Annotated in this window: 22 protein-coding genes and 1 pseudogene; 9 read left to right on the forward strand and 14 right to left on the reverse strand. The window is 72.0% G+C overall.

Annotated features, from left to right (window positions below):
* Window positions 1-64 precede the first annotated feature (64 nt).
* The 3 genes from EDD93_RS07935 to EDD93_RS07945 form a co-directional block, all read right to left on the reverse strand.
* A complete protein-coding gene (locus tag EDD93_RS07935; RefSeq protein ID WP_123524485.1) occupies window positions 65-1,852 on the reverse strand; it encodes a fatty acyl-AMP ligase in 1,788 nt (595 codons plus the stop codon).
* 28 nt (window positions 1,853-1,880) lie between these two features.
* Window positions 1,881-2,618 carry a thioesterase II family protein gene (locus EDD93_RS07940; RefSeq protein WP_260255658.1) on the reverse strand — a complete coding sequence of 246 codons (738 nt, stop codon included), beginning with the start codon at window positions 2,616-2,618 and terminating at the stop codon, window positions 1,881-1,883.
* Between the two features lie 265 nt (window positions 2,619-2,883).
* A complete protein-coding gene (locus EDD93_RS07945; protein WP_123524486.1) occupies window positions 2,884-3,690 on the reverse strand; it encodes an AfsR/SARP family transcriptional regulator in 807 nt (268 codons plus the stop codon).
* Between the two features lie 343 nt (window positions 3,691-4,033).
* Between EDD93_RS07945 and EDD93_RS07950 the strand changes: the two genes are divergently transcribed.
* Window positions 4,034-4,513, forward strand: a complete 480-nt coding sequence (locus EDD93_RS07950; protein ID WP_260255659.1) for a calmodulin-binding protein — start codon at window positions 4,034-4,036, stop codon at window positions 4,511-4,513.
* 34 nt (window positions 4,514-4,547) lie between these two features.
* Here EDD93_RS07950 and EDD93_RS07955 read toward each other — a convergent pair whose 3' ends face one another.
* The 4 genes from EDD93_RS07955 to EDD93_RS07970 form a co-directional block, all read right to left on the reverse strand.
* Complete coding sequence (locus tag EDD93_RS07955; protein WP_123524487.1) at window positions 4,548-5,474, reverse strand: DMT family transporter; 927 nt, start codon at window positions 5,472-5,474, stop codon at window positions 4,548-4,550.
* 247 nt (window positions 5,475-5,721) lie between these two features.
* On the reverse strand, window positions 5,722-6,546 hold the full coding sequence (locus tag EDD93_RS07960) for an inositol monophosphatase family protein (protein WP_123524488.1): 825 nt from the start codon (window positions 6,544-6,546) through the stop codon (window positions 5,722-5,724).
* A gap of 55 nt (window positions 6,547-6,601) precedes the next feature.
* Entirely contained in the window at window positions 6,602-6,844 is a 243-nt protein-coding gene (locus EDD93_RS40125) for a hypothetical protein (RefSeq protein ID WP_123524489.1), read from the reverse strand.
* Complete coding sequence (locus tag EDD93_RS07970; protein ID WP_123524490.1) at window positions 6,834-7,076, reverse strand: hypothetical protein; 243 nt, start codon at window positions 7,074-7,076, stop codon at window positions 6,834-6,836. The genes EDD93_RS40125 and EDD93_RS07970 overlap by 11 nt, the downstream gene beginning before the upstream one ends.
* A 113-nt stretch (window positions 7,077-7,189) precedes the next feature.
* Between EDD93_RS07970 and EDD93_RS40130 the strand changes: the two are divergent.
* Window positions 7,190-7,273: pseudogene (locus EDD93_RS40130) on the forward strand (transcriptional regulator); the annotation flags it as partial.
* Between the two features lie 8 nt (window positions 7,274-7,281).
* Window positions 7,282-7,455, forward strand: coding sequence for a DUF397 domain-containing protein (locus EDD93_RS07975; protein ID WP_398905009.1), 174 nt, complete (start codon window positions 7,282-7,284; stop codon window positions 7,453-7,455).
* 1 nt (window position 7,456) lies between these two features.
* Here the strand turns inward: EDD93_RS07975 and EDD93_RS07980 are convergent, their stop codons facing one another.
* Entirely contained in the window at window positions 7,457-8,305 is an 849-nt protein-coding gene (locus EDD93_RS07980) for a helix-turn-helix transcriptional regulator (RefSeq protein WP_123524491.1), read from the reverse strand.
* 155 nt (window positions 8,306-8,460) lie between these two features.
* Here EDD93_RS07980 and EDD93_RS07985 point away from each other — a divergent pair, with 155 nt between their 5' ends.
* Window positions 8,461-9,240: an NAD(P)H-dependent oxidoreductase gene (locus EDD93_RS07985; protein ID WP_123524492.1), complete on the forward strand. Its 780-nt coding sequence runs from the start codon at window positions 8,461-8,463 to the stop codon at window positions 9,238-9,240.
* Between the two features lie 126 nt (window positions 9,241-9,366).
* Here the strand turns inward: EDD93_RS07985 and EDD93_RS07990 are convergent, their stop codons facing one another.
* Window positions 9,367-10,254, reverse strand: coding sequence for an alpha/beta hydrolase (locus EDD93_RS07990; protein ID WP_123524493.1), 888 nt, complete (start codon window positions 10,252-10,254; stop codon window positions 9,367-9,369).
* 145 nt (window positions 10,255-10,399) lie between these two features.
* Here EDD93_RS07990 and EDD93_RS07995 point away from each other — a divergent pair, with 145 nt between their 5' ends.
* The gene (locus tag EDD93_RS07995; protein WP_123524494.1) at window positions 10,400-11,263 is read left to right on the forward strand and encodes a helix-turn-helix domain-containing protein; all 864 of its coding nucleotides are present in this window, start codon (window positions 10,400-10,402) and stop codon (window positions 11,261-11,263) included.
* Window positions 11,264-11,302: 39 nt separating this feature from the next.
* Here EDD93_RS07995 and EDD93_RS08000 read toward each other — a convergent pair whose 3' ends face one another.
* The 3 genes from EDD93_RS08000 to EDD93_RS08010 all read right to left on the reverse strand — a co-directional run bounded on the left by EDD93_RS08000 (window position 11,303) and on the right by EDD93_RS08010 (window position 13,096).
* Window positions 11,303-11,701, reverse strand: a complete 399-nt coding sequence (locus tag EDD93_RS08000) for a VOC family protein (protein WP_123524495.1) — start codon at window positions 11,699-11,701, stop codon at window positions 11,303-11,305.
* 98 nt (window positions 11,702-11,799) lie between these two features.
* Entirely contained in the window at window positions 11,800-12,546 is a 747-nt protein-coding gene (locus tag EDD93_RS08005) for a hypothetical protein (protein ID WP_123524496.1), read from the reverse strand.
* Between the two features lie 76 nt (window positions 12,547-12,622).
* A complete protein-coding gene (locus EDD93_RS08010) occupies window positions 12,623-13,096 on the reverse strand; it encodes a MarR family winged helix-turn-helix transcriptional regulator (protein ID WP_123524497.1) in 474 nt (157 codons plus the stop codon).
* A 270-nt stretch (window positions 13,097-13,366) separates the two neighbouring features.
* On the opposite strand from EDD93_RS08010, the gene EDD93_RS08015 reads away from it, so the two are divergent.
* A complete protein-coding gene (locus tag EDD93_RS08015; RefSeq protein ID WP_398905012.1) occupies window positions 13,367-14,116 on the forward strand; it encodes a DODA-type extradiol aromatic ring-opening family dioxygenase in 750 nt (249 codons plus the stop codon).
* 60 nt (window positions 14,117-14,176) lie between these two features.
* Window positions 14,177-15,112 (forward strand): NADP-dependent oxidoreductase, encoded by a 936-nt coding sequence (locus EDD93_RS08020; protein ID WP_123524499.1) that lies wholly within the window; start codon window positions 14,177-14,179, stop codon window positions 15,110-15,112.
* A gap of 688 nt (window positions 15,113-15,800) precedes the next feature.
* On the opposite strand, the gene EDD93_RS08025 is transcribed toward EDD93_RS08020, so the two are convergent.
* Entirely contained in the window at window positions 15,801-16,040 is a 240-nt protein-coding gene (locus EDD93_RS08025; protein WP_123524500.1) for a hypothetical protein, read from the reverse strand.
* Window positions 16,041-16,709: 669 nt separating this feature from the next.
* Here EDD93_RS08025 and EDD93_RS08030 point away from each other — a divergent pair.
* Together EDD93_RS08030 and EDD93_RS08035 are read left to right on the forward strand one after the other, a co-directional pair.
* On the forward strand, window positions 16,710-17,534 hold the full coding sequence (locus EDD93_RS08030) for a hypothetical protein (RefSeq protein WP_123524501.1): 825 nt from the start codon (window positions 16,710-16,712) through the stop codon (window positions 17,532-17,534).
* Window positions 17,535-17,618: 84 nt separating this feature from the next.
* Window positions 17,619-18,188, forward strand: coding sequence for a DinB family protein (locus EDD93_RS08035; RefSeq protein WP_123524502.1), 570 nt, complete (start codon window positions 17,619-17,621; stop codon window positions 18,186-18,188).
* A 46-nt stretch (window positions 18,189-18,234) separates the two neighbouring features.
* Here EDD93_RS08035 and EDD93_RS08040 read toward each other — a convergent pair whose 3' ends face one another.
* Window positions 18,235-19,791, reverse strand: coding sequence for a helix-turn-helix domain-containing protein (locus EDD93_RS08040; RefSeq protein ID WP_123524503.1), 1,557 nt, complete (start codon window positions 19,789-19,791; stop codon window positions 18,235-18,237).
* Window positions 19,792-19,852 lie beyond the last annotated feature (61 nt).

Genomic DNA, 19,852 nt, shown 5'->3' on the forward strand with positions numbered 1-19,852 from the left:
CGGACCGGACGGGAACGCCCGGCCCGCCACCCCGCGGTGGTGGGCCGGGCGTTCCCGTCCGACCTCAGGAGACTCCGACCGGGGCGCCCTTCACCAGCTCCTCCACGGCCGGCTCGACGACGGCCAGCAGGGGTTCGAGCCGCCCCTCCAGGAACAGCTTCCGCATCAGGGTCCGCTGGACCTTTCCGCTGGTGGTGCGCCGTACCGTCCCGGCGGCGACCAGCAGCACGTTGCCCACCGGCACACCGGCCTCCTCCGAGACCGAGCGCTGCACCCCGTCCAGCAGGGCCTGGTGGTGCGCCGCCTCCGTGTCCGGTCCGCCGGCGGCGCCCCTGACCTCCAGGACGGCCACCAGCCGTTCGCGCACGTCTCCGCCGGGCCGCACGGCGAACACCGCGCCCGTGCCCAGCGAGGGGTGCGCCGCGCGGGCTGCGGTCTCCACGTCGTGCGGGTAGATGTTCCGGCCGTTGATCACGACCATCTCCTTGAGCCTGCCCGTCACGTAGAGCTCACCGCCGCTGAGGGCACCGAGGTCCCCGGTGCGCAGCCAGCCGTCCGTCACCGCCCCGTCCGCGCCGGTGAGCCGCGCCCCGAAGGCCTCGGCGGTCGCCCCGGGGCGGGACCAGTAGCCGGTCGCCACGCTCTCCCCGCGCACCCAGATCTCGCCGACCCCGTCCTGCCCGAGGTCCCGCAGGGTGGCGGGGTCGGCGATCCGCACCTCGAAGTCCTCGGCCCGCACCACACCGCTGCTGACCAGCGTACGAGTGGCCCCGCCCGGCACGGGCCCGGCGAGCTGCCCGGTCTCCAGGGCGCAGGTGTCGACGGTGCGGGTGACGGCCGGGCGCCCGAGCGGGGTGCCCGACACCAGCAGCGTCGTCTCCGCCATTCCGTAACAGGGGAAGAAGGTCTCGGGCCGGAAGCCCGCCGGGGCGAAGCGTCTCGCGAAGGCGTCGATGGTCTCCGCCCGTACCGGCTCCGCCCCGTTGCACGCCTGCACCCAGCGGGAGAGATCGAGCGAGGACAGCTCGGTGTCCTTCACCCGGCGTACGCACATGTCGTACCCGAAGTTGGGACCGCCCCCGATCGTGACCCCGTGGTCGCCGATCATCTCCAGCCAGCGCACCGGGCGGCGCAGGAACGTCTCCGGGGCCATCAGCGCGGCCCTTGCTCCGAGCCAGAGCGGGTGCAGCACGTGCCCGATGAGCCCCATGTCGTGGAACAGCGGAAGCCAGCTGCCCAGGCAGGAGTCGGCGTCGGAGCCCAGGGAGCGCTGGATCGCGGCCTCGTTGGCCATCAGGTTGCGGTGCGAGACCATCACTCCCTTGGGCTCGCTCGTCGACCCCGAGGTGTACTGGAGGAACGCCAGGCCGTCGAGTTCCGGTTCGGGCTCCCGCCAGTGCGCGGCGTCTCCCACCGGTCCCCCGTCCGTGGCCACGCACGGGACGGCGTCCGGGCTGTCGCCCACCAGCCAGGACTCGACGGCCGGAGCGTGCTCGCGGGTCGTGAGCACCGCCCCGACCCGCGCGTCGGCGGCGATGCGCGACAGCCGCTGGAACTGCCGCTCTCCGGCGGGGAGCGGGGCCGGAACGGCGACGGCGCCGGCGTACTGGCAGCCGAGGAAGGCCGCGACGAACGGCAGGCCCGACGGGTACAGCAACAGGACCTGCCGGCCCGCCAGTCCGCGCTCCTGAAGCCAGGAGGCGATGTCCTTGGCCTGTGCGTCGAGCTCCGCGTAGGTCAGCCGCTCCACCCAGCGTTCCGAGTCCGTCTCGTGCACGAAGGCGAACGCCTCCGCCGTGCCCCGTGCCTGTGCCCTGGCCAGCACGCGCTGGGAAAATGTCTCTTGGCTCATCGTCGTCTCTCCACTCCTGAGCACTGCTTCAGACCGGCAGGGACCCCGCGAGTACCGGGGCTTGGGCATAGCGACGCAGCAGGGCGGCGAGTTCGTGCAGGAAGGTGTCCTCGTGGGCGCGGATGAAGAAGTGCCCGCCGGGCATCTCCCGCACCTCGCAGCCACGCCCCGCGTGCCGCCTCCAGGCCACCACCTCGGGTACGGTCACCAGCCGGTCCCTGCCTCCGACGAACAAGTGCAGGGGCACCTTCACGGGTTCGGCGGCCGGCGTCACCGAGGAGGCGCACAGCAGCAGGTCGTCCCGGGCCACGGGCAGCAGCGCCGACAGGAACTCCGGGTGCTTCAGAATCACCCGGGGTATCCCGCCCAGCGCCGCCAGGCCGCTCACCAGCTCCTCGTCGCTCGCGTGGGGGTTCGCGATCGTGGGTGCGGGCAGATGGGGCGCGCGGTAGGAGCTGAGCACCAGGCCGAGCGGGAGCGGGGCACCGCGCCGCTGGCGGCGGACGGTCAGCCGGTAGGCGATGAGCGCCCCCATGCTGTGGCCGTAGAGCACATACGGCTGCCGCAGTTCCTCGTCGAGCTGCTCGTCCAGGTCCTCGACGAGTGCGTCGAGATCGGTGAACCTGGGCTCGTTGATGCGGCCTTCACGTCCGGGGAGCTGCACCGGCAGCACACGCGCACCGGCTCCGTGCTCGTCGAGTCCGCGCTGCCAGCGCCGGTACGCCGATGCCCCGCCGCCCGCGTACGGGAAGCAGAACAGCCGCACGCCGGCTCCGGTCGGAGCGTCCGTCGGTAACTGGGGCGTCTGGGAAAGGTATCGCGTCATTCTGCTCCGCCTCGGGTTCGTCCGGCGACTGTGTGCCGGCCGGGCCCGGCCGCACGACGCGGTCGACTGCGGCCGTCGGAGCGGGCCGCACCCGCCCGGCCCTGGTGAACGGGTCCGGGCGGCGCGCCTGCCCGCCCGGCAGCACACCTTTCGGCCATCGGTGGAGCGGTACCCGGCCGACACGCATCGAGGGTGCGGGCGACCGCTAAAAGACGGCCAAATCGTAGGCGGGAGAGGCGAGGGAGGGGTCGTCGGCGAGAATGGCGTGATGCAGCCGCTGGAGCCGCTGCGAGGGCTCGATGCCGAGCTCCTGCACGAACGACGCGCGCACCTTGCGGAAGACCTCCAGTGCCTGCCAGGACCGCCCGCAGCGGCAGAGCGTCAGGATCAGCTGGGCGTGCAGGTTCTCCTGAAGCGGGTAGCGGGTGGTGAGCACGGTGAGTTCGCTGACCAGCTCCGCGTGCCGGCCCAGCCGCAGGTCCGCCGCGATCCGGCTCTCCAGCGCACCCCGGCGCACCTCGTCCAGGCGTCTCACCTCGGTCTCCAGCACCGGCCCGGTCCGTACGTCGGCGAGCGCGGGGCCGCGCCACACCGTCAGCGCCTTCACCAGGAGGCGGGCGGCGAGCGCGACATCGTCCTCGGCCAGAGCCCGCTGCCCGCGCAGGGCGAGCCGCTCGAACTCCCTGGCGTCCACGTCGACGTCGGCCTCGGGCGGGTCCAGGATGTAGCCGGTGTGGCTGCGGATGAGCACCTCTTTCCCCTCGGGTCCGCCGACCGGTTCGAACGCCGCGGAGAGTCCGTGCCGCAGTTGCTTCACATAGGTCTGCACCACACCCGAGGGCCGCCCAGGAGGAGCTCCGTCCCACAGCTCCTCCGCCATGGCGGCCATGCTCACGTGACGTCCGAGGTTGGCCGCCAGTAAGGCCAGCACCTGCCTCGGCTTCGCCGCGCTGGGCACCACGGACGTGCCGTTGACGGTCACGACCAGCGGTCCGAGGACACCGATCACCATCGCCCTGCTCCCTCCGCTAGCTCTATCGGAGACAGTGGCAGCTCACGGTCGCGCGCAGACAGGGACAGGTACACGTACCGGCCGTGAACCCACGGGGGTGCGCCGCATGACATCTTCATACGCCGAGGTCAGGGGCGTGCGGATGACGGCGGGCGGCCGGAACCGCTCGACGGACCCGGAGCGGGGTGCGGGGTACGGAGAGCAGGGGGCGAGGTCGGGCGTGGGCGTCAACTCCTCGTTCACACCGTCCTGCGCGGTGCACTGGAGCACGATCGTCACTTTCTGTCGCCTATGCCATACAGTGCGTAACGCCAGTCATGATCATCATGGCTCCTACCCCCTCGTGGAGACCCTCGTGCGCCGCATGTTCACCAAGCTCACCGGCCTTGCCGCCGTGACCCTGCTCGGCTTCACGCTCGCCCAGCCCGCCCAGGCCGGACAGCACACCCCCGGCACCGGCCGGACGGCAGCGGTGGCCCCTGCCTACTTCGAGATGACGGACGGCTACAGCGAGCGGAACCTCGTGGTGAAGCTGGTGAAGGAGGAGCAGATCCAGCACGCCAGGCAGCTGGTCGGCGGAGAGACCTCCGAGCGGCCGCACGTCATCGGCCGGATCGTCAAGCACCCGGCCGAGTACAACCGGCTGTACAGCTTCCACTACGACCCCGAGAGCGTCAGCTTCTTCGACTACGCCATCGAGGTCTGCGACGCGACACTGAGCTACACCGAGGACCACCTCGACGAAGTCGGCGGCCCGTTCCTGCCCGGCCGGATCCACTGCCCGTGGAACTCGCGACTCGTCAGGGAAGTCACCGCCCCGTAAGGCATCCCGTCGCCGGCTCGCAGCCGCGCCCCGTTCACCGTTCGGAGGCGGCCGGTTCGACCGGTCCGGGCGGTTCGGCCGGTCCAGCCGGTTCGGCCGGTCCGGGCGAGCGGGCCGGCCGCACGGTCACCAGCGCGATCCCCGCGCAGCACACCGCCAGCAGCAGGAGTTCGGCGGGCGAGGGGGCGGGCGCGGTGTCCAGGGCCCAGTCACCGAGCCGGACCGTGAAGGGGACGGCCAGTTGGGCGGCCGCCGTGAAGACCGGGCCCCGGCGCAGGATGAGGCGGTGCTGTACGAGGTAGGCGGGGGCGTAGACGACCGCGCCGAGCACCACGATCCCGCCCGTCGCGGCGAGCGTCGGAGGGTGGCCGATCAGCGCGGGCAGGGCCATCGGCAGCAGCAGGCAGGTGGCCGCCGCCAGCAGTACGGGCAGCACGGCCAGCGGCGGCAGGCCGGACAGCCGGTCCCGGTACAGGAACCCGTAGACCGCGAACGCCACCGTGGCCGCCGCGACCAGCAGCAGCCCCACCGCGTCCAGGTCCCCCGCGTCCGCGCCCAGCGCCGCGTATCCGGCGGCCGCCGCGCAGGCCAGGGCGGCCCCCACCGCCTTGCGGGGCCCGGACCGTTCGCCGAAGAACAGCGCGCCGACGGCCACCGAGGCGCACGGCATCAGCGCGACGACCAGGTTCGTGAGGGAGGTGCCGATGCGCGGGATCGCGAGCAGGGTCCCGGCGGCGTACCCGGCGAAGCCGAGCAGCCCGAGCAGCCAGACGGTCCCCGGCCGGGCCGCGGCCCGCCGCAGATCCGCCCGGCCGTGGGCGCTGGACGCGGCGACGGCGGTGAGCACCAGGCAGCACACAGCGGTGCGGCCGACCGCCACGATCAGCGGATCGGTACCGGTGACCAGCGCGCCGGACAGCAGCCAGGTGCCGGCGAGCAGCAGGACGAGAACGGCGGGCATCGCGCGTCCTTTCCACGGGCGCAGGGGAGCGGGCGGGCCCCTCCGTCGGCCGGGGGGCCGCCCGAACGGTACGGCAGCCGCCCGGCGCCGCCCCGGGCGGCCCGTGCCCCGGCACCGCCGCGAGCCGGGCGTGGCTCATCGAGCCGGTGCCGGGCCCATCGAGCCGGTGCCGGGCTCCTCGGGCCGCCCGCTGATCGCCTCCCCGGGGGCGCTGTCTCAACGGCGACGCGTCGTTCGAGCCACCGCCTCAGCCGACCCCAGATTCCTGATTCCTGATCATCTCCATGAGCAGGGCGTGCGTCTCCGCGTCGGCCGCCACCACCAGGCCGCCCGCCCCGGTGTGCGGCGGCAGGCCGTGCAGGTCGGTCACCACGCAGCCTGCGGCCTGGCAGATCGCGATGCCTGCGGAGAAGTGCACGCTGTCGCGTAGCCGCCCGTCGGTGACGTACGCGGCCCTGCGCCCGGCCGCGACCCAGGTCACCGCCAGCGTGCTGGAGACCACGCGGGGCCGGAAGTGCTCCGCGAATCCGGGGTCGGCCAGCAGCGTGACCGCCCGGAAGCCGGGGGCGTTGGGGAACGGCGGGTCGAGGTTGACGTCCACCAGCCGCGATCCGGACGAGGGTGCCAACTCCTCGTCCGTACCGTCCGTACCGCCGCTGCGGAGGCGGGCGCGCTCCCCGTCCGTCCAGAACACCTCTCCGCCGAACGGGTCGGCCGCCGCCGCTGCCGTGATGGACGGCCCTTCGCGCAGGGCGACGTTCACCGCGACCACCATGGTGTTCACGGCGTAGTTCAGCGTGCCGCACAAGGGGTCGACCAGCCACCTGCGTTCGGCGGCTTCCGCTCCGGTGCGGCCGCTCTCCTCACCCGTCACCGCGTCATCGGGCCGGGCGGTTCGCAGCACATCGAGGATGGCCTTCTCCGCGGCGACGTCGGCGGCCGTCGCGAAGTCACCCCCGCCTTTCTCGAACCGCTGCAGCGAGGTCCCGTACATCTCCCGGACCACCGCCGCACCCGCCCGTACCGCTCTGACAGCCAGTTGCGCGTCGCTTTCCGTGTTCATGCTCAGCATGAACCTCGGGCTATTCGCGCCCATTCCCGGCCCGCCGTGGCTGCCCTTCGAACCGTCACCGAGGCAGCTGCCCTTCCCGGTTGACCTCCGTCACCCGCGCCCGCAGGACGAGCCCAGGCGAGGCCGGCCGGACGGAATCGGGCGGGCATTCCCACTCCGAGCCCCCACCCGGCGGCCGCAGCTGCACGTACGGCCCGACGCGCCCCATCACCCGGCCCACCCGCCCGTCGCGCACATCCACGGCGAACGAACCCGGCTCCGGCGTACACGCCTCCAGCTCACTGCCCTCACCCACCATGACCTGCCGCCTTCCCGTCCAGCACACCGTTCAGCCGCCGCACCGTGTCGAGGTTGCAGCGCCCCAGTTCGACGAGCACGCCCGGCCCGCTCCCCGCCGACGAGACCGGGTCGACCCGCAGCGAAGGCAGGGTGATCCCGACCCCCGCGAGCCCTTCCCGCAGCCGCTCGACCGCCTCTTCCGCCTCCCGCACTCTGCCCGCCGTGACCCTGCGCCGCTCCGTTGTCGTCATGATCCATTCCTTCCACGCTGAGTAATGTCAATGCATACCCAGCGTGTCCAATCTCTCGTTAGCCTGGAAGAGGTGCAGTTCCAACAACCGCTGCTGCATCACAGGGAGTTGTCATGCCGGGTCCCAGAAAGCTCGATCCCTCCTCCTCACCCCGGGCCCTGTTGGGCGCCGAACTCCGCCACCGGAGAGAGGCGGCGGCAACTGCCTGGAAGTCGGCGCCTGGCGCAAGTCCACGCACAGTGGCGACGGCGGCAACTGCCTCGAAGTCCTCGACGGGCTTCCCGAGGTCGCCCCCGTCCGGGACTCCAAGGTGACCGACGGCCCGCTGCTGATGTTCCGCGCGGCGGCCTGGCAGCCGTTCGTCGACGACCTCGGGTGAGTTACTCGCGGACCTGGGCGTTCACCGCGGCCTGCGCGTTGCCGCTGTCCGCGCCCAGGGTCGCGAGCAGGCGCAGCCCGTCCTCGGCGGGGCTGCCGGGGGCGGCGGCCATCACCACGAGCTCCATGCCCGATTCGTCGGGCAGCGCGAAGTTCTCCTGGTGCAGCTCCAGCAGCCCGACCAGCGGGTGCCGGTACGCCTTGCAGCCGTGCGTGCGGGCGCGCACGTCCGCGCGGGCCCAGAGGCGGCGGAAGCGCTCGCTGCCCATCGACAGCTCCCCGATCAGCGAGGCCAGGCGGGGGTCGTCGGGGTATTTTCCGGCGGCCAGGCGCAGGTGGCCGACCGCGTCGAGGGTGCACGTCTCCCAGCCCGCGTAGAGGCCGCGCTCGGACTCCTCCAGGAAGATGTGCCGGGCGGTGTTCAGGCCGGGCAGCGGCCGTCCGTAGAGCAACTGGGCGAGGCGGTTCCCGGCGAGCACGTCCATCCGGTGGTTCATGATCATCGCGGGTGCGCCGGCGGTCAGGTCGAGGACCTGGAGCAGCTCCGGCCTGATCCGCGCGGCCGGGGCCTTCGCGGGGCGGCGGCGCTGACCGGCGAGCCGGCCGAGGTGGTCGCGTTCCGTCTCGTCGAGGCACAGGACGCGGGCGAGCGCGTCCAGGACCTGTTCGGAGGGCTGGGTGGCGCGGCCCTGCTCCAGGCGTACGTAGTAGTCGACGCTGACTCCGGACAGGTGCGCGACCTCTTCGCGGCGCAGTCCCTCGACCCGGCGGCGGCTGTCGACGGTGATGCCGACGGACGCCGGGTCGACGCGGGAGCGCCGGGTCCGGAGGAAGCCTGCGAGATCGTCCATGCTCTTCAGTATGGCCTCGCGGGGGCGGCGGGAGGGTGGCCCTGCCGATACCAGGAAGTCCGGTCCGACGGAAGAAGCGCCCCTGAACAGGGGGCGCCCGGGTGCGCAGAATCGAGGCATCCGACCGACCGCCCGACCGATCCGATGGAGTTCCCATGAAGACGCTGATCGTCCACGCACACCCGGAACCGGACTCGCTCAACGGTTCGCTGAAGGACCTCGCGGTGTCCACGCTGGAGGCGGCGGGGCACGAGGTGCGGGTGAGCGATCTGTACGCGATGGGCTGGAAGGCGGTCGTGGACGGATCGGACTACGGTCCCGCCGCATCGAGTCCGCTGCGGGTGGCCCGGGACTCGGGCCGGGCCTTCGACTCCGGGACACTCACCCCGGACGTGCTGGCCGAGCAGGAGAAGCTGCTGTGGGCGGACACGATCATCTTCCAGTTCCCGCTGTGGTGGTACTCGATGCCCGCGATCCTCAAGGGCTGGGTGGACCGGGTGTTCACGTACCGCTTCGCGTACGGCGTCGGGGAGCACAGCGACACCAAGTACGGCGAGCGCTACGGCGAGGGCACCCTCGCGGGCAGGCGGGCCCTGCTGTCGGTGACCGTCGGCGGTCCGCAGGCGCACTACTCGGCCCGCGGGATCAACGGCCCGATCGACGACCTGCTGTTCCCGATCCACCACGGCATCCTCTACTACCCGGGCATCGAGGTGCTCCCGCCGTTCGTGCTGCACGGCACCGACCGGATGGACGCCGAGGAGTACGCGGTCGCCGCCAAGGCCTGGGAGCAGCGGCTGCTCACCCTGGAGTCGGCCGAGCCGATCCCGTTCCGGCGGCAGAACTTCGGTGACTACGAGATCCCGTCGCTGCACCTGAAGGAGGGGCTGGAGTCCGCCGGCCGCCAGGGTTTCGCGCTGCATGTGCGCGGCTGAGGGATCCCGTGGTCCGAGGGCTCCCGTGCTCCCTGGCGGATCAGCGCGCGGCGTCAGCTGCGGTGCGTCGCGCGGCGGCGACGCTCGCATACGGGATGCATGCGGGCGTCGCGGCAGCGCACCGGCTCAGGCGAGGTGCTTCCCGAAGAACTCGACGAGCTTGTCGACGGCGGGAGTCACGTACGCGTCGCGGTCGTACAGATCGACGTGGGTGGCGCCCTCGATGAGGAACAGCTCGGCGTTGCCGGGGCTGTCGGCGACTGCCTTCTCCGAGAAGCCGCGGGTCACCGCCTCCGTACCGGCGATCATGAGCAGCGGGCGCGGCGCGATCTTGGCTACGTCGGCGAAGGAGTCGAACTGGTCGAGCAGGTCCGCGCTGCGCACGACCATGTCGCCGGTGGAGCGCGGGTGCCGGCCCCGGGGCGTCTTGTAGTAGTCGACGAATTCGGCCGTGGGAGCCGGGGTGTCGGCATCGGCCTTCTCCGGCAGCACGGCGAACGTGGCTGCGGGCCGGCCGGCGGCTTCGGCGCTGCGGAGGTCTCCGGAGTTCGCCACCATCTCCTGCCAGCCCTCGGGGTCGCCGCCCCGGAAGAAGCTGGGAACGTCGGTGCCGGAGACACCCGCGACGGCCTTCATGCGGTGGTCGGTCTGGGCGGCGTAGGGCACGTAGGCGCCCGAGCCGCAGACGCCCATGACGCCGATGCGGTCGGAGTCGACCTCGGGGCGGGTGGTCAGGTAGGAGACCGCCGCGCGGAAGTCCTCGGCGCGCTGGAAGGGGTCCTCCAGGCCGTGCGGCGTGCCCTCGGACTCGCCCTGGAAGGCGGCGTCGAAGGTCAGGACGGCGAAGCCTTCCCCCACCAGGCGCGTGGCGTATCCCGCCGGGGACTGTTCCTTGACGCCGGTCGTCGGATGGCCGACGACGACCGCGGCGAACGGGCCGTCGACGCCCTCGGGAAGGTAGAGGTGGCCGGCGAGCTGGAGGCCGTTGGTCGGGAAGCGGACGTCGGTCCTCATTCTGTCCTCCTGGGATCGTGGGTGGCCGCTGTCTGCGGGCTCGTATCCACTGTCCGCCCGCCGGCCGGGGCGCAGGAAGGTCGGGCTGCTTCCTAGGAAGGATCTTTCCCAGGCAGGGGCGTTGCCGGGGTGCCATCCTGGACGGGTGACTGGTTCCGCGCACCTCCGTGAGCTGGGTGAGTTCTTCAAGCACCGCCGTGGCGAGCTCACGCCGGCGCAGGTCGGGCTTCCCGATCACGGGCACACCCGGCGTCGCGTCCAGGGCCTGCGCCGCGAGGAGGTCGCCGAGCTGGCCACGATCAGCACCGACTACTACGTGCGCATCGAGCAGGGCCGCCTGGCGCCGTCACCGGCGGTGCTCGACGCTCTCGTACGGGCGCTACGGCTCGACGGCGACCAGCGGAAGTACGTGGACGGGCTGATGGGCCAGGCGGCCCGGTCCGGGCCCCGCAGGACGCCGCGCCGTCCGGCCCGGCCCAGGGTGCACCCGCACCTTTCGCGGTTGCTCGGGCAGCTCACCGATACGCCCGCCATCGTCTTCGGGCCACGGCTCGACATCCTCGCGTGGAACCCGCTGGCGGCGAGGCTGCTGTGCGACTTCGCGGCCGTGCCCGAACCCGAGCGCAACTACATCCGTATGGTCTTCACCGATCCGGTGATGCGCGAGATCTACGCCGAGTGGGAGGACGTGGCCCGCACGTGCGTAGAAGTCCTGAGGATGGAAGCGGGCACCCATCCCACCGACCCGGCTCTCACGGCTCTGGTGGGCGAGCTGTCCGTGGCCGATCCGCAGTTCCGGGTCTGGTGGGCCGAGCACCGCGTCGCGCATCAGGACTTCGGCAGCAAGCGCATTTCCCACCCCGCGCTCGGAGACCTCACCCTCGACTGGGACACCTTCCACTACGCCGGCGCACCGGAGCAGCAGCTCGTTCTCTGGTCTGCCGAACCCGGCACCCGGGACGCCGAACGGCTGGCCGAGCTGGCGCGCGGTACGGTGCCGCGTCCGTGACCGCCCTCTCGCCTGCCTGCCGGCCGGATCAGGCCGGGCTCAGGAGGCGGACGGCCCGATGCGGATGATCTGGATCAGGTTGCCGCAGGTGTCGTCCAGGACCGCGGTGGTGACCGGACCCATCTCCACCGGCTCCTGCGTGAAGCGCACGCCGAGTCCGCGCAGCCGGTCGAACTCGGCGTGGACGTCGTCCACGGCGAAGGAGGTGGCCGGGATGCCGTCCTTGACCAGCGCCGTCTTGTAGGGCTTCACCGCCGGGTGGCCGTCGGGCTCCAGGAGCAGTTCGGTCCCGTCGCGGTCGTCGGGCGAGACGACGGTGAGCCACCGGTCCGCGCCGAGCGGGACGTCGTTCTTCTTCACGAAGCCCAGCACATCCGTGTAGAAGCGGACGGCCTTCTCCTGGTCGTCGACGAAGACGCTGGACAGATGGATCCTCATGGGTGCTCCCCGGTGCATCGGCCCTGAGCCATCGGAGTGCGATGCGCTCAGGGGTAACGGTGGTCAGATCGTGGCACCCGCCTCTGACATCGCTCCCCTCAGCGCTGGTCGGCGCGGAACATCTCACTCTCACGCACCACGGCCAGGGCGAAGGCGAGACGCTTGTCGAGCGGGCCGCCGACCTTGATGAAGTACCAGCGCTCGCTCTGGGCGGTGCGCGGGAAGGTCAGCACCTCCTGCCCGTACTCCCCGTCCGTCGCTCCCAGCACCCAGACCAGGGGCCTGAGGCCGCCGCCCTCGGAGCCCGCCGTCTCGTCCGACCCGAAGGACAGCACGGAGTCGACGACGCCCTCGACGACATGCCCCACCCCGCGCCCCAGGGACGCCTTCGCGCCGCCCTTCGCCCACTCGCGGGGGGCCACGATGCCGGGGTGTCCGGGCTGTTCCAGCCACAGGCCGTGCTGGCTGAGCCGCTTGGTGACCGGGGTGCGGCGGACCGATCCGAGGTCCTGGCCGGCGGCATCCGTCACCCGGAAGCGGTCGGAGCCGTCCGGGAGGACCGTGCACAGCAGGCGGCGGGCGGCCTCGTCCTCGTTCTCGTCCTCGAAGAGCCGGAACCCGCCCTTGGTGAGCGCTGCGGACGGGTCGACGGGGACGATGTAGACGCCGGGCACCATGTACGTGTCGCCCCCGCGCATCCTCATGAACCGGACCGCGTGCGGGCCCTCGCCCCGCGTCGACTTCCGCATCGTGTGCCGCATCATCCGGCCCACCGTGAACTGGGTGATCGAGTCCCAGTGCACCGCCTCGAACGGCTCGGCCCGCCGGTTCCTCCCGAATGCCATGCGCTTCCCCTCCCCGTCCGCCGGAGCCCTCCCCGACGCCACGACGAGACGATACGAGAGGGGCCACCGCAGGCGCTCAGCCGCCTTCGAGTTCCCGGCGCACCGTGGCGGCGATGGGGGCGAGCGCCGCAGCGAGGTGGCGGCGCTGGGCGGCGCTGAGCGGATCGAACACCAGCCGCTTCACCTGGGCGACGTGTTCCGGTGCGCTCTCGACGAGCTTCTGCCGGCCCGCGCCGGTCAGGGCCGCGAGGGTGTAGCGGCCGTCGCCGGGGTCGGGGCGGCGGGTGACCCAGTCGCGGGCCTCGAAGCGGTCCATCAGCTTCGACAGGCGGGGCTGGGTGCTGTCGCAGACCCGGGCCAGGTCGCTGAGCCGCATCGTGGCCCCGTCGGACATCGACAGCTGGGCCAGCACCCCGTACTCGAAGTTGGAGATGCCCGCGTCCCGCTGCAGCTGGCGGTCGAGGGCTGCCGGGAGGGCGATGACGACCGTGAGCAGCGCCTGCCAGAGGTCCTGCTGGTCGTCGTCGAGCCAGGGTGACTGGGTGTCCATGAACCCCATCCTACTTGCCCCGGCAACTCACATCACTTGCTTGGGCAAGTGATTCCGGGTTACCTTCTGACTTGCCTCGGCAAGTGAAAACACTTGCCCAGGGAAGTGAAGGAGCTGCTTTCGATGACCGATACGAGCAAGCTGCCGCCCCCGGACGGCCTCATTTCCCCCTTCCCGTTACGCGCACCGGCCGCCGCTTATGACGACCTGCTCGCCCGGGTCCTGCCACAGGCCCGCGGGCAGCGGCTGTGGGACCCCTCCGACGGCCCCATGCCCAGCCTCTTCGTCAGCCACGGCGCCCCGTTCACCCTCGACGATCCGCAGTGGCTCGGCGACCTCTTCGACTGGGCCCGGTCGATGCCCAAGCCCCGGGCCGTCGTCGTCATCTCGGCCCACTGGGAACGGGCACCGGCCGCCATCTCCCGAGCGACGGCAGGCGGACCGCTGCACTACGACTTCACCGGCTTCCACCCCCGGTACAAGACCCTCACCTACGCGACCCCGGACGCCACCGGCCTGGCCCGGCGGCTCACGGGGCTGCTGGGCCGGACACCGGTGCACGAGTTCGCGGACCGGGGCCTCGACCACGGCGCCTACATCCCGCTCATGGCCATGTACCCCGCAGCCGACGTCCCGGTCGTGCAGCTGTCGATGCCCAGCCTCGACCCCGGCGCCCTGCTCCGGCTCGGGGCGCACCTGCGACCCCTGCGCGACGAGGGCGTCCTCGTTCTCGGCTCGGGCTTCATGACGCACAGCTTCGACGTGTTCCGCCGGCCGGAGCTCGCCGCCGCCACCGGGGCCTTCGACGAATGGGCCGCCGATGCCCTCGCCCGGGGCGACGCCGACGCCCTCACCGACTACCGCGTCAAGGCGCCGGGCGTCGCGGTCGCCCACCCGACGGCCGACCACTTCGTCCCGCTGCTGCTCGCCGTCGGCGCCGCCGACGACCCGGGCAGCGCCGTGAGCGCCATCGACCGGATGGTGATGGGCAATTCCATCCGCTCGGTCCAGCTGACCTGAGTGCCCCACCGCGATCACCGCAACAACTGCAATCACCGCAATCACCCCGGAGGAAATGCCATGAAGGCAGTACGTATCCACGAGTTCGGCGGCAGCGACGTCCTTCGCCACGAAGAGGTGGACCGCCCCGTCCCCGGTCCCGGGCAAGTGCTGGTCCGGGTGGCGGCCACGTCGTTCAACCCGGTCGACGACCACATCCGCGCCGGATTCCTGGCCGAGATGATCCCGATCACCCTCCCGTACGTGCCCGGGATCGACCTGGCGGGCACCGTCGCCGAACTCGGCGCGGACGTGACGGGTCCGGAGGTCGGCGACCGCGTCGTGGCGATGCTGCCCCTGGACTCCGCAGGCGGCGCCGCCGAGTACGCGATCGTCGCGGCCGACTCGCTGGCCCCGGCACCCCGGACGACCGAGCTGGCCGACGCCGCCGCGCTTCCGCTGACCGGCCTCGCGGCCTGGCAGACGACCTTCGAGCTGGCCGAGCTGAAGCCCGGTCAGACCGTCCTGGTCAACGGGGCGGGAGGCGCGGTGGGCAGCCTCGTGGTCCAGCTCGCCGTCGACGCGGGGGCACACGTGACCGCTGTGGACGCGCCTCAGCACGCCGACCGCCTCCGGGGTTACGGCGCGCACCGGGTCGTCGGCCCGCTCTCCCTCGCCGCCGGTCCGGCCGCCGTGGGCGGTCCGTTCCAGATCGTGGTGAACCACGTGCGCGTCTCCCCGGAGGAGCTGGCACAGCTGACGGACTACGTCGCCGACGGCGGGGTCGCCGCCAGCTCGGCCGGCCCGGTCCCCGAGGACCCCGACCGGGGGGTGCGCAGCGCGAACCTGTGGGTCCGCAGCGACGGACCCCAACTGGCGGAGCTGGTGGCCAAGGTGGATGCCGGCAAACTCCGGGTCCACGTCGCCGCCCACCGCCCGGTGAGCGAGCTGGCCGCCGTGCACGAGGAAGCGGGTGCCGGGCGGCTGCCCGGGAAGACGGTCGTGCTCGTTCCCTGATCACCCCGGCGGGCCCGCACGAGCACGTTCGCGCTGTGCACGTTCGTACCGAACAGGTTCGAACTTGTTCGACCCCAGGCCGTTCATGACGGTGGGCCGCATGGGAACTGACAGCGGCCCACCGCGACGCGGCCGCCACGAGCGGCCCGCCGAGCCCGCCCTGTCGCGGGACGGGATCGCGGCGACGGCGGCCGAGCAGGCGACGCGGGACCAGTCCGCCGACACGCAGGCCGAGTGGGGCTCCCTCACGGACACCCTGCACGGCACTTCCGCGCGCACGCACCCACCCGCACATCGCTTCCCTGGCCTCGCAGTTGGTCTCCGGCACGGCCGAACAGCGCATGTCGTGGGGTCTCGCCACCCTGATCAACTGCATCCGGGCCACCCTCGTACCTGCGGAGGACGTGTCGGCGGGAGGCGCGGGGATCTGACCGCTCCGGGGCTGCCCCGCAGCGCGCTCCCTCAGCACGCAGAACTCGTTGCCCCGGGGGTCTCCCACCACTCCGATCCGACGGTTCCGGAGTGCGGACATGGCAACGTAAGCCCTGGTCAGAGAGCACAACGGCAGCGGGATGTCCTCGGCTCCTTCAAGGAGAACCGGAGGCAACCCGCAGAGCTCACCGTCCGAGTCCCCGGGGGCGGGCACTCGAATCGCGGGACGGAGAAAGTTCGAGTCACTAGCGGCGAGCTAGTTGCCCGTGTGGTCGATGACGTTGCCGTTGGAGCAGTTGTTCGTGTGGTCACTCACGTAGTCGCCCATGACCGGGACAACGGCAACTTCCTGGAGACACACGGCGGCGGCCGTGAAGTTCCAGTTGTTGGCAGCGTTTACGCCGCCGCCAAAGTTGTCGTCGTTGTCGGCGTGAGCAGGCGCGGCGAGAGCGAGGCTCGCAAGGATGAGTGCTGCGGTGCTGATGGTCTTCTTCATGTGCTGGAAACGATCTACGTGGATCGGCGATACGGCAGATCACCCGAACTGACCATACGACCACCAGGTGACACGTAGCTCTTCGCGCTGCCTGCGCTGCCCGTTGGTGCTCTGCGGCACGCTCCACCGTCACGGTCACCGCGTTCGAGGCGGTGTCGATCACCGACACGGTCCGGTCCGACTCGTTCACGGCGCACAGGCGGCTCCCGTCCGGAGACACCGCGGCAGCATGGGAGCCCTTGCCGACCGTGATCGTGGCGAGGCGGCTCTTGGCCGCGGTGCTCATGACGGCGATCGCGCTCTTCGGTGTGAACGACTTCGACGCGTAGATGAGCCAACCAGGGCGGCAGGGAGCAGCCCCATGCCCGTTCACCGGCGAAATGTCCCGGGGCTCAAGCGTCGAGGTCCGAGCGCTCTTTCAGCGGAATGGGTGGTGGGTCTGAATGCCCACCCACCCACCCTGACCGGCAAGTTGACCATTTGTGACCGACTTGCGACGGACGGTAGCGACGCTCTAGCGTCAGCCGAACCACGTCGGCCCCCGCCGGTGCGATAACACCGAGCAGGGGCCTGACCACTTCGATCGTCAGGACCGATCTGATGGCTGCCAGCCAGCTTAATGCTGCCTCCTCCCCCGCGCCCGTACCGCCGCCCACGCTTGACCACCCGATGGCCAACCCCGGGTACGGCAAGCGCTCCGCACCGGGCCAACGTCCCCGTACCGCATCGGATTTCGCCCATCTGCTCCCGCGTGACGCCGCAGTCGCCGCGTACATCGACGGACTGTGCGACGGCGCCGACATCTCCGTGAAGACCCTGGCCAGGACGCTCCCGTACGGCCAGTGCGCCCTGCGGACCACCCTGAACCGGCTCCAGGAAGCCGGTCATCTGCGAAGGGGCAGCGAGTGCGTCGCCACCGAGGAAGTGCTGATCTGGGTCACACGCACCTTCTTCTCCCGCACCGCACGCGGCGACGAGTGGTGGGACGCCTTCACCCGGGGCGACGTACCCCCGGAACCCGCCACCCAACGCCCCACCCGCTCAAGGTCGTTCATCCTGCTCGCCGCCCTCGGGCGCGAGAGGCCCGCACTGAGCCTGTCCCAGGCCGACTGCGTGACGCTCGAACCACAGCTCAGCGAATGGTTCGAGCGCGGAGCCACCGAACCGGAAATCCTGTACGCCCTGACCGAGGGCCTCCCACCCCGCATCCACCACGCCGCCGCCCTCGTACGCCGACGCCTGCTGGACAAGCTCCCACCCGTACGCGAAGCCTCCCCCGCCCCACGGGTCGTCCTGCGAACCCTGGAATGCGCCGAATGCCGCGCACCCGGCAACGCGACAGCCATGCCCGGCGGCCTCTGCGGAAACTGCCGCGGCAACCCCGACCCCACCCCCAACCGCCCCGCAGACGCCGTACCCGAACACGGCGTACGGGCCAGGATGAGCGCCGTACGCGCCGGACTGGTGCCACGCGCGGAACGACGCGGGCGGTAGGCGTCGGCAGTGAGGGCGGGGTGCTGACTGCCCACCGCCGTGGCAGCGGCAAACCACTGGCGGTCGCGGGCCCTGCGGACGACCATGGAACGCATGAGCGACCAACCCGCACGATGGAGCCAGGCCACCGTCTACCCCGACATGTGGGCCGACCCCGACGACGACCCCCGCAACAGCGAAGGAGTCAGCCCGGACGGCGAACTGGCCACACTCCAGGACTTCCTGAAGGACTACCGGCTCACCCTGCGGATGAAGTGCGAGGGACTGGACGCCGAACAGCTCGCCCGCAGGGCCGTTCCGCCATCGACCATGTCGCTCCTCGGCCTGGTCCGGCACCTCGCCGAGGTCGAGCGGGACTGGCTCAACTGGATCAGCGACGGCGACCCCCGGCCGAAGCTCTACGGCAAGCGCGACGCCGACTTCGAGGGAGCCGTGGCCGACCCGGGCGTGGTCGACGCCGCCTACGCCGACCTGGCCCGCGAACAGGCCGCGACCGACGCCGCACTGTCCGTACACCCGGACCTGGGCACCCGCCTGGGCAAGGACGGCATCGCCGTACGGGAGTTGCTGGTCCACCGGATCGAGGAGTACGCCCGCCACTGCGGCCACGCCGACCTGCTGCGCGAGTGCGTCGACGGGCGGGTGGGGCAGTGAGGCCCGGCCGGTAGCGGCCGGTCGGCGGACGGGGCCCGGCGCGGCGTCAGCCCTCGTTGATGGCGCAGGCGAGGTAGAGGTCCACCCGGTCGCGGGCGACGGCGAGATCGCGGCCGGTCAGCTGCTGGACGCGGCCGATGCGGTAGTGCAACGTGCTCACATGCAGGTGGAGTTCGGCCGCCGCCCGGCGCCAGGACCCGTTGGTCTCCAGGAAGACCCGCAGGGTGTGGACGAGGTCCGCGCCGTGCTCCGCGTCGTACGCCGCGAGCGGGCCGAGCAGCCGCTGCCGGTACGCGGCACGGACCTCGGCCGGGACGCCCGCAAGCAGCAGCAGGTGCGAGTCCAGCTCGTACGCGGTGACCAGCGCGAGCCGCTCCGGCCGCAGCGCCGCGAGCCGGGCGGCGTGCTGGGACTCCTCGACCGCGCGTGCCAGCCCCGCCGCGTCCGGGGTCAGGGCGCCGAGGCCGAAGGCGATCCGCCCTCCGTCCACGGCCGGTTCGAGCCGGGCGAGACGTACCCGGAGCCGCTCGGCCAGTCGTACGTCGTCCAGCCCCGGGGCGGGTGAGGCGAGGATCGTGAGTCCGTGTTCGCCGCCCGCCACGACGGTGGTGGTGCCGGGGTCCTCGTCCAGGGCGCTCTCCACGAGGTCGGACGCCAGGTCCCAGGGCAGCGGCGCGCCCCTGGTCAGCGCGGTGACGGCCAGCAGCGGCCGGTCGGGGGCGAGCCCCGCGGTGCGCAGCCGGGCGGCCAGGGCGGCGGCCGGGACGCCCTGGCCGATGAGCTCGACGAGCTCGGCGTGGAATTTCTGCTCGGTGCGCCGCCGTTCGTCGCGCCGGGCCCCGCCCAGGGCCATGAGCTCCGCCGTCTGTTCGGCGGATTCGCGGGCGGCCGGGTCGGTGAGCGGATCGCGGACGACGAGGAATCCTGCCCCGGCGCTGCGGCGGCCTATCGGCAGCACGGTGCAGCCGTCGGCGGCCTGCTCACCACGGCGCAGCGCGGCGGGGAGCGAGGCGGCGGGACCGGCCAGCGGGCGGCCCGCGATGCTCACGGCCCAGCAGTCGTGGCCGAGTTCGGCGGAGAGCATCGCGACGAGCCCGCCGAGGTCGGCGCCCTCCACCAGGGCGGCGACGAGCCTTCGGTGCCGGCCCAGCACATCGACGAGTTCCTGGCCGCGCTCGCGGTTGATGCGCTCGATGACCGTGCGGGACAGGGTGCTGTAGCTGATCTCGGGCGCGGCGGCCAGCACGGGGATACCGAACCCGGCGCAGGCATCCACCAGGGCGGGCGGCACCTCGCCGAGCAGGATGTCCCCGGCCACCAGGGCGACGGCGCCGCCCGCCGCGAGGGAGGCGGCGAAGGTCGCGCAGTCGGCGGGCGTGCGGTACCAGCCCTCGCTCGTCAGCACGAGCTCTCCGCCGTTGAGGAACGCGGCGGGCTCCAGCAGATCGGTGGCGTACACCCACCGCAGCTCCCGCTCCAGCGCATCGACGGTGTCCCCGCCTCCGTCGCCGCCGGTCCCGGTCCCGCCGCCCTCCGTACCGCCCGCCCCCGTCAGCAGGGTGAGTCCCAGCTCCGGCATGCCCAGCACATCGGCCACACGCATACGTCACCCTCCTCCGGCTCTCCGACGATCGTACGAAGCCACGGTGTGATTCCGCCGCCGT

This window comes from Streptomyces sp. 840.1, assembly GCF_003751445.1.
Taxonomy (GTDB): Bacteria; Actinomycetota; Actinomycetes; order Streptomycetales; family Streptomycetaceae; genus Streptomyces.

Bases quoted from the DNA above. Each gene is read 5' to 3' on its own strand.
- EDD93_RS08020 (WP_123524499.1), top strand. From the start codon at position 14,177: ATGAAGGCAGTACGTATCCACGAGTTCGGCGGCAGCGACGTCCTTCGC.
- EDD93_RS08035 (WP_123524502.1), top strand. From the start codon at position 17,619: ATGGAACGCATGAGCGACCAACCCGCACGATGGAGCCAGGCCACCGTC.
- EDD93_RS07970 (WP_123524490.1), bottom strand. From the start codon at position 7,076: ATGACGACAACGGAGCGGCGCAGGGTCACGGCGGGCAGAGTGCGGGAG.
- EDD93_RS07960 (WP_123524488.1), bottom strand. From the start codon at position 6,546: ATGCTGAGCATGAACACGGAAAGCGACGCGCAACTGGCTGTCAGAGCG.
- EDD93_RS08000 (WP_123524495.1), bottom strand. From the start codon at position 11,701: ATGAGGATCCATCTGTCCAGCGTCTTCGTCGACGACCAGGAGAAGGCC.
- EDD93_RS08040 (WP_123524503.1), bottom strand. From the start codon at position 19,791: ATGCGTGTGGCCGATGTGCTGGGCATGCCGGAGCTGGGACTCACCCTG.
- EDD93_RS07990 (WP_123524493.1), bottom strand. From the start codon at position 10,254: ATGAGGACCGACGTCCGCTTCCCGACCAACGGCCTCCAGCTCGCCGGC.
- EDD93_RS08015 (WP_398905012.1), top strand. From the start codon at position 13,367: ATGCCCAGCCTCTTCGTCAGCCACGGCGCCCCGTTCACCCTCGACGAT.
- EDD93_RS08025 (WP_123524500.1), bottom strand. From the start codon at position 16,040: ATGAAGAAGACCATCAGCACCGCAGCACTCATCCTTGCGAGCCTCGCT.
- EDD93_RS07945 (WP_123524486.1), bottom strand. From the start codon at position 3,690: ATGGTGATCGGTGTCCTCGGACCGCTGGTCGTGACCGTCAACGGCACG.
- EDD93_RS07935 (WP_123524485.1), bottom strand. From the start codon at position 1,852: ATGAGCCAAGAGACATTTTCCCAGCGCGTGCTGGCCAGGGCACAGGCA.
- EDD93_RS07980 (WP_123524491.1), bottom strand. From the start codon at position 8,305: ATGGACGATCTCGCAGGCTTCCTCCGGACCCGGCGCTCCCGCGTCGAC.
- EDD93_RS08010 (WP_123524497.1), bottom strand. From the start codon at position 13,096: ATGGACACCCAGTCACCCTGGCTCGACGACGACCAGCAGGACCTCTGG.
- EDD93_RS07955 (WP_123524487.1), bottom strand. From the start codon at position 5,474: ATGCCCGCCGTTCTCGTCCTGCTGCTCGCCGGCACCTGGCTGCTGTCC.
- EDD93_RS08030 (WP_123524501.1), top strand. From the start codon at position 16,710: ATGGCCAACCCCGGGTACGGCAAGCGCTCCGCACCGGGCCAACGTCCC.
- EDD93_RS08005 (WP_123524496.1), bottom strand. From the start codon at position 12,546: ATGGCATTCGGGAGGAACCGGCGGGCCGAGCCGTTCGAGGCGGTGCAC.
- EDD93_RS07985 (WP_123524492.1), top strand. From the start codon at position 8,461: ATGAAGACGCTGATCGTCCACGCACACCCGGAACCGGACTCGCTCAAC.
- EDD93_RS40125 (WP_123524489.1), bottom strand. From the start codon at position 6,844: ATGGTGGGTGAGGGCAGTGAGCTGGAGGCGTGTACGCCGGAGCCGGGT.